The 11,591-nt window shown below is 74.5% G+C and carries 8 protein-coding genes; all 8 read right to left on the bottom strand.

All coding sequences use genetic code 11. From position 1 onward, the window contains the following. Nucleotides 1–13: 13 nt before the first annotated feature. The 8 genes from KBX06_RS07550 to KBX06_RS07515 all read right to left on the bottom strand — a co-directional run bounded on the left by KBX06_RS07550 (nucleotide 14) and on the right by KBX06_RS07515 (nucleotide 11,587). The gene (locus KBX06_RS07550) at nucleotides 14–829 is read right to left on the bottom strand and encodes a cell division protein FtsQ/DivIB (protein ID WP_210833495.1); all 816 of its coding nucleotides are present in this window, start codon (nucleotides 827–829) and stop codon (nucleotides 14–16) included. After that, nucleotides 826–2,370 (bottom strand): UDP-N-acetylmuramate--L-alanine ligase, encoded by a 1,545-nt coding sequence (gene murC / locus KBX06_RS07545; RefSeq protein WP_210833494.1) that lies wholly within the window; start codon nucleotides 2,368–2,370, stop codon nucleotides 826–828. The genes KBX06_RS07550 and murC overlap by 4 nt, the downstream gene beginning before the upstream one ends. Before the next feature lie 31 nt (nucleotides 2,371–2,401). After that, nucleotides 2,402–3,508, bottom strand: coding sequence for an undecaprenyldiphospho-muramoylpentapeptide beta-N-acetylglucosaminyltransferase (murG, locus tag KBX06_RS07540; RefSeq protein WP_210833493.1), 1,107 nt, complete (start codon nucleotides 3,506–3,508; stop codon nucleotides 2,402–2,404). Beyond that, nucleotides 3,508–4,920 (bottom strand): FtsW/RodA/SpoVE family cell cycle protein, encoded by a 1,413-nt coding sequence (locus KBX06_RS07535; RefSeq protein ID WP_210833579.1) that lies wholly within the window; start codon nucleotides 4,918–4,920, stop codon nucleotides 3,508–3,510. Before KBX06_RS07535 ends, murG begins: the two co-directional genes overlap by 1 nt. Before the next feature lie 296 nt (nucleotides 4,921–5,216). Beyond that, nucleotides 5,217–6,344, bottom strand: coding sequence for a phospho-N-acetylmuramoyl-pentapeptide-transferase (gene mraY, locus KBX06_RS07530; protein WP_210833492.1), 1,128 nt, complete (start codon nucleotides 6,342–6,344; stop codon nucleotides 5,217–5,219). Continuing rightward, nucleotides 6,341–7,765, bottom strand: coding sequence for a UDP-N-acetylmuramoyl-tripeptide--D-alanyl-D-alanine ligase (murF, locus tag KBX06_RS07525; protein ID WP_210833491.1), 1,425 nt, complete (start codon nucleotides 7,763–7,765; stop codon nucleotides 6,341–6,343). The genes mraY and murF overlap by 4 nt, the downstream gene beginning before the upstream one ends. Further along, nucleotides 7,762–9,324 (bottom strand): UDP-N-acetylmuramoyl-L-alanyl-D-glutamate--2,6-diaminopimelate ligase, encoded by a 1,563-nt coding sequence (locus tag KBX06_RS07520; protein WP_210833490.1) that lies wholly within the window; start codon nucleotides 9,322–9,324, stop codon nucleotides 7,762–7,764. The genes murF and KBX06_RS07520 overlap by 4 nt, the downstream gene beginning before the upstream one ends. 52 nt (nucleotides 9,325–9,376) lie before the next feature. Further along, nucleotides 9,377–11,587 carry a penicillin-binding protein 2 gene (locus tag KBX06_RS07515; RefSeq protein WP_210833489.1) on the bottom strand — a complete coding sequence of 737 codons (2,211 nt, stop codon included), beginning with the start codon at nucleotides 11,585–11,587 and terminating at the stop codon, nucleotides 9,377–9,379. Nucleotides 11,588–11,591 lie beyond the last annotated feature (4 nt).

Below are 11,591 nucleotides of genomic sequence, written 5' to 3'. Positions count from 1 at the left end.
ACTGAGCGGCCGGTCACCGCAGGGTCACCACGTCCGGCGCACTGACGTCGATGGTGTCGGCCTTCCGGTCGAGCAGCGCGCTGGCCACCCGGGCCTTGTCCGCGCCGCGGGTCGCGTCCCCCCAGACCACCACCCGGTCGCCACGCAACCGCAGGGTGATCCGCGCCAGCCCTTCGACCGTCACGTCCACCAGCTCGGCGCGCAGCCGCGGGGTGAGCGCGCCGAGCACCTCCAGCGCCGCCCGGGTCGGCCCGTCGCCCGGCCCCGGCTCGGCGAGCCGGACCAACGGCAGGCCGTCCGGCGGGCTCGGCACCGTCCGGAAGACCACACCCGCACGGTCGATCACCACGAACTGCCCGCCACGCGGCACCGCCGCCACGCCGGTGCGCTCGGTCACCCGCACCACCAGCGTGTCCGGCCAGTCCCGCGTCACCACCGCCCGTTCCACGGCCGGCAGCCCGCCGACGCGCCGCGCGGCGGCCGCCAGGTCCACCCGGGCCAGCGGGGCGTCGTCGGGCACCGCCACCGCGTCACGTACCTGCACCCTGGTGACCAGCTCGGCGCCCTCGACGCGGACCTCGCGCACCCCGAACAGGCCGGTGCCGAGCACGGTCCAGGCGACCAACCCGGCGACCACGAACACGCCCGCGGCGACCGCCCACGGCAGCGCCGCGCGCATCCGACGCTGCCGGGCCCGCGCCATGAACCGGCGGGTCGAGGCGGGCACCGCGTCGCTGCCGGCCCGTACCAGCTGCCACCGGCGCTCCGGCCCGCGCCGGCCGCCGCCGTCCGCGCCCGTGGTGCGCCCCCGCGCCGGGCCGGGGCTCATCCGGCCGCGGGCGCCGCGCCGTCCGGGACCGCACCGCCTGCGCCGGGGACGGTGCCGCCGATGGTCGTCGCCCCGCCCGCGTCGCCGCCGGGCGTCGTGGCCGTCGGCGCCGCCGGATCGGCGGTACGCCCCGACAGCGCGGCCAGCAACTGGTCACCCATCAGCGAGATCGGCGGGGCGCCCATGGTCACCACGACGTCGCCGGGGCGGGCCCGCCGGGCCACCTCCACCGGGGCGGCCTCCCACGAGTCCACGAAGACCTTCCGCTCCGCAGGCAGGGCCACGGCCTCGATCAGCGCCGCCGACCCCTCCCCCGGTTCGCGCAGTTCGCCCGGGCCGAAGACCTCCAGCAGCACCAGCTCGTCGGCGATCGCCAACGACTCGGCGATCTCCGCCTGGAGGTCGCGGGTGCGGTAGAGCCGGTAGGGCTGGAAGACCACGATCACCCGGCCGTCCCCGGCCACCTCGCGCAACGTCCGCAACGCCAACGTCATCGAGGTCGGGTGGTAGGCGTACTCGTCGTAGACGAGCACGTCGTCCGCGACGCCCTTGCGCTCGAAGCGCCGCCGCACGCCGGGGAACGCCGCGAGCGCGCCCTCCGCCGCCTCCAGCGGCAGGTCCAGCAGGTACGCGGTCAGCACGGCCGAGGCGCTGTTGAGCCCCATGTGCCGCCCCGGCACCGGCAGCCGGAACTCGCCGAGCGAGCGCCCGTCGACACCCGCCAGGTAGCGCACCCCGCGGGCCGACGACGCGATGTCGGTCAGCCGCAGGTCCGCGTCGGCCGCCTCGCCGTACGTGTGCACCCGGCGGCCCTCCGCGCGCAGCGTCTCGGCCAGCCGCCGGCCGCCCGGGTCGTCGGCACAGGTGATGATGAAGCCGTCCGGGTCGGTCAGCCGGGCGAACTCGGCGAAGGCCGCCTCCAACGTGGCGAGGTCGCCGTAGGTGTTCAGGTGGTCGGCCTCGACGTTCGTGATGATCGACACGTACGGGCGGTAGATCAGGAAGGAGCGGTCGCTCTCGTCCGCCTCGACCACGAAGTACTCGCCCGTGCCGTGGTGGGCGCCCGAGCCGACCTCGGAGATCTCCCCGCCGATGACGAAGGACGGATCCTGCCCGGCCTGCTGGAGCACCATGGTGACCATCGAGGTGGTGGTGGTCTTGCCGTGGGTGCCCGCGACCGCCACCGTCCGGCGGCCCGTCATCGCGGCGGCCAGCGCCTCGGAGCGGTGCAGCACGCGCAGGCCGCGCCGACGCGCCTCCACCATCTCCAGGTGGTCCTGCGGGATCGCCGAGGAGTAGACGACCGTGTCGACGCCGTCGAGGTTGGACGCCTCGTGGCTCATGTGGATCGTGCCGCCCAGGGCGCGCATACCGGCCAGCGAGGGCCACTCCCGCAGCTCGCTGCCGCTGACCCGGATGCCCCGGGTGAGGAAGAGCCGGGCCAGCCCGCTCATGCCGACCCCGCCGACCCCGATCAGGTGGATCGTGCCCAGGTCCTCGGCGGTGAGCGTGCCGGCCGGGGTGAACTGTGCGGTGTTCATGACGAGTACCTTCCCGTCGCGGTGCCCCCGGTCATCGGGCCACCGCCTCGTAGACGAAGTTGAGCAGCGCCTCGTCGCCGTCGCGGCGGCCGTACGCGGCGGCGGCGGCGCCCATGCCGTGCAGCCGGTGCGGGTCGCGGATCAGCGGGATGACGGTCCGCTCCACCCAGTCCGGCGTCAGCTCGGCGTCGTCGACGAGCAGCCCGCCGCCGGCCTCCACCACGGGCAGCGCGTTGCGCTTCTGCTCCTGGTTGCTGTGCGGGTACGGCACGTAGATGGTGGGCAACCCGATGGCGGCCACCTCCGCGCAGGTCATCGCCCCGCCACGGCCGAGCATCAGGTCCGCCGCGGCGTAGCCGGCCTCCATCTCGGACAGGTACGGCAGCGTCACGTAGGGGACCGGCAGGTCGGTGGGGACCGGCACCGGCTCGTTGCGGGCGCCGATCACGTGCAGCACCTGCACCCCGTTGCGGGCGAGCTCCTTGGCCGCCCCGGCGACGGCGAGGTTGATCGAGCGGGCGCCCTGCGAGCCGCCGGCGACGAAGAGCACCGGCAGGTCGGGACGCAGGCCGAAGTGGGCCCTCGCGGCGTTGCGCATGGCGAACCGGTCCAGCCCGGCGATGCCCCGGCGCAGCGGCACGCCGACCACCCGGGCGTCGCGCAGGGCCTCGGCCTGGGCGGGCTGGTGCGGGAAGCCGACCGCCACGTGGTTGGTGAACCGCATCCCCAGCCGGTTGGCCACCCCCGGCGGCACGTTGACCTCGTGGATGACGATCGGCAGCTCCCGCCGCCAGGCGGCGAGGTAGGCCGGCACGGAGACGTACCCGCCGAAGCCCACCACCACGTCGGCGCGCACCTCGTCGACGACCCTGCCCGCGGCGCGCGCCGCGGTCCACATCCGCCCCGGGGTCTTGACCAGGTTCATGTTCACCGAGCGGGGCAGCTGGTACGCCGGGATCTGCCGCAGGTCGTAGCCCTGCGGCGGGATCAGCTCGTTCTCCAGGCCCCGCGGTGTGCCGAGGCAGGTGATCCGGACGCCGGGGTCGTGTCGGCGCAGGCAGTCGGCGAAGGCGAGCAGCGGGTAGATGTGCCCCCCGGTGCCACCTCCCGCGAGCACCACCGAACGCAGCGGACCCATCAACGTCTCCTCTCGTCCGCCGACCCGCGGCGGGTCCGGGCCAGCCGGACACCGCGCGGTGCGGCCTGGTCGTCCTCCCGCCGCTCCCGCGACCGGGGCACGGACCCTCGGGCAGCCGGGGACGCCGCCGGACGGCGGCGCCGCCCGGGAAGCGGCGGCAACGGGGCCCAGAGTAGTCGGACCCATCGGGCCGGCGGACGGGCATGCAGCGCTCGGGCGGCGTCGGGTTCGGCGCGGGCGAAGGAGGCGAGCATCCCGATCGCGGCGAGCGTGATGACCAGCGCGCTGCCCCCGTCGGAAATGAACGGCAGCGGCACGCCGGTGATGGGCAACAGCCCGACCACCCCGCCGATGTTGATCACAGCCTGGCTGACCAGCCAGGTGGTCGCCGCAGCGGCGGCCAGCCGGCGGAACGGGTCGTCCACCCGGCGGGCGATCCGCAGCCCGGTGTAGGCCAGCACGGCGAACAGGCTGAGCACCACCACGCAGCCGATCACACCCAACTCCTCGGCGAGGATCGCGAAGATGAAGTCGTTGTGCGCCTCCGGCAACCAGCCGAACTTGAAGCTGCTCTTGCCGAGCCCGACACCGAACCAGCCGCCGTGCTCGATGGCCAGCCGCCCCTGGTAGATCTGGTAGCAGCCCTCGAGCTTGCAGTCCTGCGGGTCGGGTGGATTGAAGAACGACGTCAGCCGGGCGAAGCGGTAGTTCTCCTCGCCGCGCGCACCCGAGCCAGCGCCGAGCGAGGCCACGGCGATCAGCAGGCCGACGCCGACCAGCCCGAGCACCGACAGGGTGCCGAAGACGCGCATCCGCACCCCGGCCGCCCAGAGCAGCCCGACCACCACGGCGAGCAGGCAGAGCATCGTGCCCAGGTCGTTGTAGCCGACGAGGACGAAGAGCAGGCCGACCACCGGGAAGAGGGGGGTGGCCAGCTCGCGCCACCAGCCCAGCGCGGCGCCCTTCCGGGCGATCACGTGGGCCCCCCAGAGCACCAGGGCGAACTTGGCGAACTCGGAGGGCTGCACCTGGATGCCGCCGACGAAGAGCCAGAGCAGCCGGGCCTCGACCGGGCCTATCTGGGCCGAGTCCTGCTTGGTCAGCCGGGCGTACGCGAGCAGCAGGTTGAGCACCAGCAGCAGGCCGATGGCGGTGAACAGCAGCGGCCGGCCCAGCGAACGGAAGGTGGTGGCCGGCAGCCGCTGGCACGCCCAGAACGCGACGATGCCGATCACCGCGAAGATCGCCTGCTTGACCAGGGACGTCGAGGCGTCGCCGTTCTCCGCGTAGTCCCGGACGCTGGTGGCGGAGAAGACCATGGTCAGGCCGATCAGCAGCAGCAGGCCGGCGCTGGACAGCAGCAGGTAGTAGGAGGCCAACGGCCGGGCCAGCAGCCCGCGCAGCGCGGCCAGCCCGCCGGCGGGGTCCAGCCCGCGCGGCACCTGCGGACCGGGATCGGTCGCGGCGGGCGCGGCGCGCGTACGCCTGCCTCCCGCCGGCCGCCCGGGTGTCCCCTCTGTCGTGACCTCGATGCCTCGTCCCTCCCCCACCCGACCATCATGGCGGTTCCCCTGGTTCGCCACCGGCGCAACCGCCCGGTCGGCGTGTCGGGCTTGCGCCGGGCGGCCGGGCCGTGCCGGCGGGCGGACGCGCGACGGGGCCCGGGCGGCACGCACCCGGACCCCGCGGCATGACCCTGCCGGCCGGCTCAGGTCATGTTGGCGAGGAACTCGCTGTAGAAGAGTCCCAGCGCGATGGCCACGCCGATGCCGGCGATGATCCAGAACCGGACCACGATGTTGACCTCGCTCCACCCGGCGAGCTCGAAGTGGTGCTGCAACGGCGACATCCGGAACACCCGCTTGCCGGTGGTCCGGAACGAGATGATCTGGATCACCACGGACATGGTGATGATCACGAAGAGGCCACCGATGATCGGCAGCAGCAGGATCGTCCGGGTGGACATCGCCATACCGGCGATCAGGCCGCCCAGGCCCAGCGCGCCGGTGTCGCCCATGAAGATCCGCGCCGGCGAGGTGTTCCACCACAGGAAGCCGACGCAGGCCCCGGCCGCCGCACCGGCGATCAGCGCGATCTCCAGCGGGTCACGGACCGCGTAGCAGTAGTCCTGGGTGTAGTTCGGGTCGGCGCACCAGTGCCGGTACTGCCAGAAGGCGATCAGCGCGTACGCCGCGAGGACCATCACCGAGGCGCCGGTGGCCAGGCCGTCGAGGCCGTCGGTGAGGTTGACGCCGTTGGTCGCGGCCATCACCACGAAGATGAAGATGACCACCGCGCCGATCTTCGTGACGTCCAGCGCCGGGATGTCCCGGATGAAGCTGAGCGTCGTGCTGCCCACGGTCTCGGTGTTGGTCTCGGCCCCCGCGGCGTCGGTCATGGTGCTCGGGAAGTAGAGCGCCACCACGCCGAAGACCGCGCCGACCAGGATCTGCCCGAGCAGCTTGCCGCGCTTGTTGAGCCCGCCGCTGTGCCGCTTGCGCACCTTGAGGAAGTCGTCGATGAAGCCGACGGCGCCGGAGAAGACCATCAGCCCCAGCAGCACCAGCGCGGTGATCGTCGGCTCGACCTGGGCGATCTGCGCGTCCGGCAGGGTGGTCAGGGCCAGGTGACCGGCCACGTACGCGATGACCGTGGCGAGGATGAAGACCACGCCGCCCATCGTCGGCGTGCCCTTCTTGCCCTCGTTGCTGGCGAGCCCGAGGTTTGATCGGATCGGCTGGCCGGCCTTCAGCCGGGCGAACACCTTGATCGCGATCGGGGTGCAGAGCAGCGAGACCAGGAAGGCCACGCCGATGGCGACGATGACCGCCCTCATGCGGCGCCGCCCGCCGTCGCCTGCCCGTTCGCCCCGCCACCGGCGGCGTCCGCGCGCAGCGCGTCGGCCACCTCCCAGGTGCGATACCGGGAGCCCTTCACCAGGACGACATCACCCGGCCGTAACTCGCTCCGCAGCACCTCGACGGCCGCCGCCTGATCGGTGAGCAGCACCGACTCTCCTCCCCAGTCCCCTACCGATGTCGCGCCTTCGTGGATCGGCGCGGCCGGCTCGCCCACCACGAGCAGCCGGTCGACGCCCAGTTCGGCCGCGAGCCGGCCGACCTCGGCATGCCCGTCGCGTTCGAACGGGCCCAGCTCGGCCATGTAGCCGAGCACCGCGACGGTGCGCCGCTCCCGCCCGATGCCGGTCAGCGCGCGCAGCGCGACCGCCATCGAGGCGGGATTGGCGTTGTACGAATCGTCGATCACGGTCACCCCGTCGACGCGTTCGAAGACGTCCATCCGGCGGGTGGAGACCAGCCCCAGCGCGCCCAGGCCGGTGGCCAGCTCGGCCAGCGGCATGCCCAGCTCGCGGGCCACCGCCGCGGCGGCGAGCGAGTTGGACACCTGGTGCCGGCCGGTCAGCCCGAGCCGCACCGGCGCGGTCCCCTCCGGGGTGACGAGGGTGTACGCCGGCCGCCCCCGGTCGTCCAGCGTCACGTCCTCGGCCCGCACGTCGGCGTGCGCCGACTCGCCGTAGCGGACGACCCGGGCGACCGTACGCGCGGCCATCGCGTCGACCAGCGGGTCGTCGGCGTTCAGCACGGCCAGCCCGGCGGCGGGCAGCGCCTCCACCAGCTCGCCCTTGGCCAGCGCGATCGTCTCCACCGAGCCGAACTCGCCGATGTGCGCCACCCCGACGTTGAGCACCACGGAGATCCGGGGCGGCACCACGTCGCAGAGGTAGCGCACGTGCCCCACCCCGCGGGCGCCCTTCTCCATCACCAGGTAGCGGGTCTCGGGCCCGGCCTGCAACGCCGTGTACGGGTGCCCCAGCTCGTTGTTGAACGACCCGGGCGGGGCGACGGTCGGGCCGAGCCGCGCGGTGAGCTGGGCGATCAGATCCTTGGTGGTGGTCTTGCCCGACGAGCCGGTCAGCCCGACGACGGTCAGCCCGGGCAGCCGGTCGACCACCGCGCGGGCCAGCCGGCCCAGCGCGGCCAACGCGTCGTCGACCAGCACCATCGGCACGCCGGGCACCTCCCGGGTGCCGAGCGCGGCCACCGCCCCGGCGGCCACCGCGCCGGCGGCGTAGTCGTGCCCGTCCACCTGCTCGCCCGGGAAGGCGACGAAGAGCGCACCAGGGCGCACCTTGCGGGAGTCGAACTCGACCGGGCCGGTGACCCGGGCCCGCGGGTCGGCGCCGGCCAGCCGCCCGTCGACCGCCGAGGCGACCTCGGCCAGGCTGAGCGGGATCACCGTTGGCCCGCCGGGTCGGCGAAGCGGGCGCGCAGCGCGTCGGCCAGCTCGGTGCGGTCGTCGAACGGGTGCACCTCGCCGCCGATCTCCTGCCCGCGCTCGTGGCCCTTGCCGAGCACCGCGACCACGTCGCCCGGCACGGCCAGCCGGACCGCCGCGTCGATGGCCGTCCGGCGGTCGGCCACCTCCTCGACCCGGGCCGTCGTGGCGGCCCGCCGGGCGCCGGCGAGCACCTCGGCGCGGATCGCCGCCGGGTCCTCCGTACGCGGGTTGTCGTCGGTCACCAGCACCACGTCGGCTCCCTCCGCCGCGGCGGCGCCCATCACCGGCCGCTTGCCCCGGTCCCGGTCCCCGCCGGCACCGATCACGCAGATCAACCGGCCGGCGCCGAACTCCCGCAGCGCCGCCAGCGCGGCGACGATCGCGTCCGCCTTGTGCGCGTAGTCGACCACGCCCCGGACCGGACCGGGGGCGTCCACCAGCTCCAGCCGGCCGGGAACCCCGCCGCACTCGGCGACCCCGGCGGCGGCGGTGCGCGGGTCCACCCCGGCGGCGACCAGCGCGGCGATGGCCAGCAGGGCGTTGGCCACGTTGTGCCGGCCCGGCAGCGCCACCCCGGCCGGCAGGGTCAGCCCGTCCGGGCCGTGCGCGGTGAACCGCTGCGCGTACCCCTCGCCGCCGACCTCGTCGGCCCACCAGGTGGCGCTCTGGTCGCCGGCCGCCGAGTAGTTGACCGTCGCGGGACCGTACAGCGACTTCAGCGCCGGGTCGTCGTGGTTGAGCACCTCCACCGCGCAGCGCCCGTCGAACAGCTGCGCCTTCGCGGCGAAGTAGTCCGCCGTGTCGGCGTGGAAGTCCAGGTGGTCGGAGCCGAAGTTGGTGTAACCGCCGACCGTGAACCGGACCCCGCCGACCCGACCCATCGCCAGGGCGTGGCTGGAGACCTCCATGACCACGGCGGTGACGCCGCGCTCACGGGCGGCGGCCAGCATGGCGTGCAGGTCGGTGGCCTCGGGAGTGGTGCGCACGCTGTCGATCGCCAGGTCACCGAGGCGGGTCTCGACGGTGCCGATCAGGCCGGTCGTGTGGCCGGCGGCGCGCAGGCCGGACTCCACCAGATAGGCCGTCGAGGTCTTGCCGGCCGTGCCGGTCACCCCGATCACCGTCAGGCCCTCCGTCGGATCGCCGTAGACGGCCGCGGCGAGGGCGCCCAGCGCCGCGCGCGGGTCGGACACCACCAGCGCCGGCAGGCCGGCCCCGGCCACCGCGGCGGCCCCGGCCGGATCGGTCAGCGCGGCCACCGCGCCGGCGGCCGCCGCGCCGGCGGCGAACTCCGCCCCGTGCCGGCGGGCGCCCGGCAGGGCCGCGTACAGGTCGCCGGGGCGGACCTCCTGGCTGGCGTGGGTCACCCCGGTCACCACCAGCTCGGCGGCGCCCTCCGGGGGCTCGACGGCGAGCCGGGCGGCGAGGTCGCCGAGCCGGACACCGATCACGGTACGGGGACGAGGATTGCCGGGCACGGCGTCAGACCCTACCCGGTCGTCCGGCTCCGGCCGCACAGCCGCCCCGGTGGTTCGTCCGCACTCACCGATCATGTCGCGGCGTGGCCGCTCAGCGCGGATGGACCGTGAACTTCGGGGCCTTCTCCCCACTCGGCGGCACCCCGTAGTGACGCAGCGTGAACTGCATCATGTCCCGGAACGCGGGGGCCGCGATGTCCCCGCCCCCGCCGGACGGGGTGTGCGCGAAGACCGCGATCACGTAGCGCGGCTTCTCGGCCGGGGCCATCCCGATGAACGAGGCCACGTCGCCGGGCTGTTTCTGCCCGTCGACCATCCGCCAGCCGGTGCCGGTCTTGCCGGCGACCCGCCACTCCGGGATCGCCGCGGCCCTGCCGGTGCCGTCCTCCACGGTGGTGACCGCCTCCAGGATGTGCCGCAGTGCGGCGGCGTTCTCCGGGCTGAGCACCGACCGGGTGACCGGAGCCTCGGTCGGCGTACGCTTCCCGTCCGGCCCGATCACCTCCTTGACCAGGCGCGGCTGCACGTACGTGCCGTTGTTGGCGATCGTCGCGTAGACGGCGGCCATCTGCAGCGGCGTGGCGTCCACGCTGTGCCCGATCGGCACCGACCCGGCCGACGACCCGCTCCACTCGTCGGCCGGCAGCAGTCGACCGCTGGCCTCGCCGGGCATGCCGACCCGCGTCGGCTCCCCGAGGCCGAAGCGCTTCTGGTAGTCGATGAGCCGCTCCGGGCCGAGCTTGTCGGCGATCTGGATGGTGCCGACGTTCGACGAGTACGCCATCATGCCGGGCAGGCTCATCCGCTTCCCGTGCGCCTTGTGGGTGTCGGTGAACCAGACGTCGCCCTTCTTGATGCCGTTGGCTATCGGCATCGTCGTGTCCGGGGTGATCACGCGCTCCTGGAGCGCGGCGCCGAAGGTGATCGCCTTGTGCACCGAGCCGGGGTCGACCACGAAGCTGGTGGCCGCGTCCTCCCGGTCGGCCGGGTCGCTCGGCAGGGGCTTCGCCGCGTTGTAGGTGGGGTGGCTGGCCTGGGCCAGCACCTCGCCGGAGGGAATCTCGATCACCACCGCCGCGCCGGTGCTGCCCTTGCTGCGCGCCATGTGCCGGCTGAGTATCCGCTGCGTCATGAACTGCAGGTCGCGGTCGACGGTGAGCTGGAGCGAGCTGCCCGGCCGGGCCTTCGTCGTCACGCTGTAGCCGCCGGGGATCGGGGCGGCCAGGTCGCCGAGGCCCACCTCGTAGACCCGCTTGCCGTCCTTGCCGCGCAGCACGTCGTCGTAGCGGGCCTCCAGCCCCTCCAACCCGACCATGTCCTGGCTGGTGAAGCCGAGCAGGTTGGCCGCGAGGTCACCGCCGGGCACCTCGCGCCGCTCGTCGCGGTGCGTGTAGATGCCGGCCAGTTCCAGCGCCATGATCTGCCGTGCCCGGTCGATGTCCACCCCCCGGGCGAGGTACTCGAACTGCGAGTCGTCGCCGTTGACCCGCTTGCGTGGCTTCATCTTCTCGGCCAGCTCCGAGGCCGGCATGCCCAGCAGCGGGGACAACGCCTTGGCGGTGGCCTGCTGGTCCTCGATCTGGGTGGGGTCGGCGTAGACGTAGCGGGCCTCGACGCTGTGCGCCAGCGGGGCACCGAACCGGTCGTGGATGGCGCCGCGCGCCGCCGGCAGGGTGACGGTGCGCAGCCGGTCGGCGAGGCCACCGCCGGCGTACGCCGGGGTCTCCACGGTCTGGAGGACGACCAGCCGGATGCCGATGACGGCGAAGAGCATCAGGGTGAGCACGGTGCCCAGCCGCAGCCGGCGCCGGGGATCGGCGAGCCGGGGTGGCTTCGGCGGTTTGCGCGACGGCCGCCGGGCCGCCGGTCGGTCCGGCCGGCGCGCGGGGCGCGGGGCGGCGCGGCGGCGCGGCGGCGGCTCGTCGTCGTGGCGCGGGGTGCGCGGCGTGACGGTGCGCACGACACCGGGGCGGCCCGCCGCCTCGCGCCGACCGGCCCGGCCGGAGCCCGCGCGCCCGCCGTCGAGCACCTGGAGGGCGGGGCGGAAGGGGTCGCCGGAGCCGGTGCTGCGCGGTGTGCGGCGCTGCTCGGCGGGGCCGGCGTCGGCGTCGGACCCGGCGCGCCCGCCGGCGCGCTGCTCGCGCACCGTGCGCCCGCGCGGGGTGTACGCCCGGGCGTCGGAGATGCCACCGGCCCCCGGCTCGCCGGAGCGCGATCCGGCGCCCCGGCCACCGGTGTTACGGGACGAACCGCGCCGGGAGCCTGTGGCGTCCCGGCGCGGTTCCTCCGATCTCGGCGGCACGGTC

Source organism: Micromonospora sp. C31 (assembly GCF_018070575.1).
Lineage (GTDB): Bacteria > Actinomycetota > Actinomycetes > Mycobacteriales > Micromonosporaceae > Micromonospora.
Note: the sequence above shows the minus strand (reverse complement) of the source record. Positions and strands in the feature narration are given on the sequence as shown.

What these genes read in the sequence shown, in the direction of transcription:
- mraY (WP_210833492.1), bottom strand. Translation starts at nt 6,344, where the DNA reads ATGAGGGCGGTCATCGTCGCCATCGGCGTGGCCTTCCTGGTCTCGCTG.
- KBX06_RS07550 (WP_210833495.1), bottom strand. Translation starts at nt 829, where the DNA reads ATGAGCCCCGGCCCGGCGCGGGGGCGCACCACGGGCGCGGACGGCGGC.
- murC (WP_210833494.1), bottom strand. Translation starts at nt 2,370, where the DNA reads ATGAACACCGCACAGTTCACCCCGGCCGGCACGCTCACCGCCGAGGAC.
- murG (WP_210833493.1), bottom strand. Translation starts at nt 3,508, where the DNA reads ATGGGTCCGCTGCGTTCGGTGGTGCTCGCGGGAGGTGGCACCGGGGGG.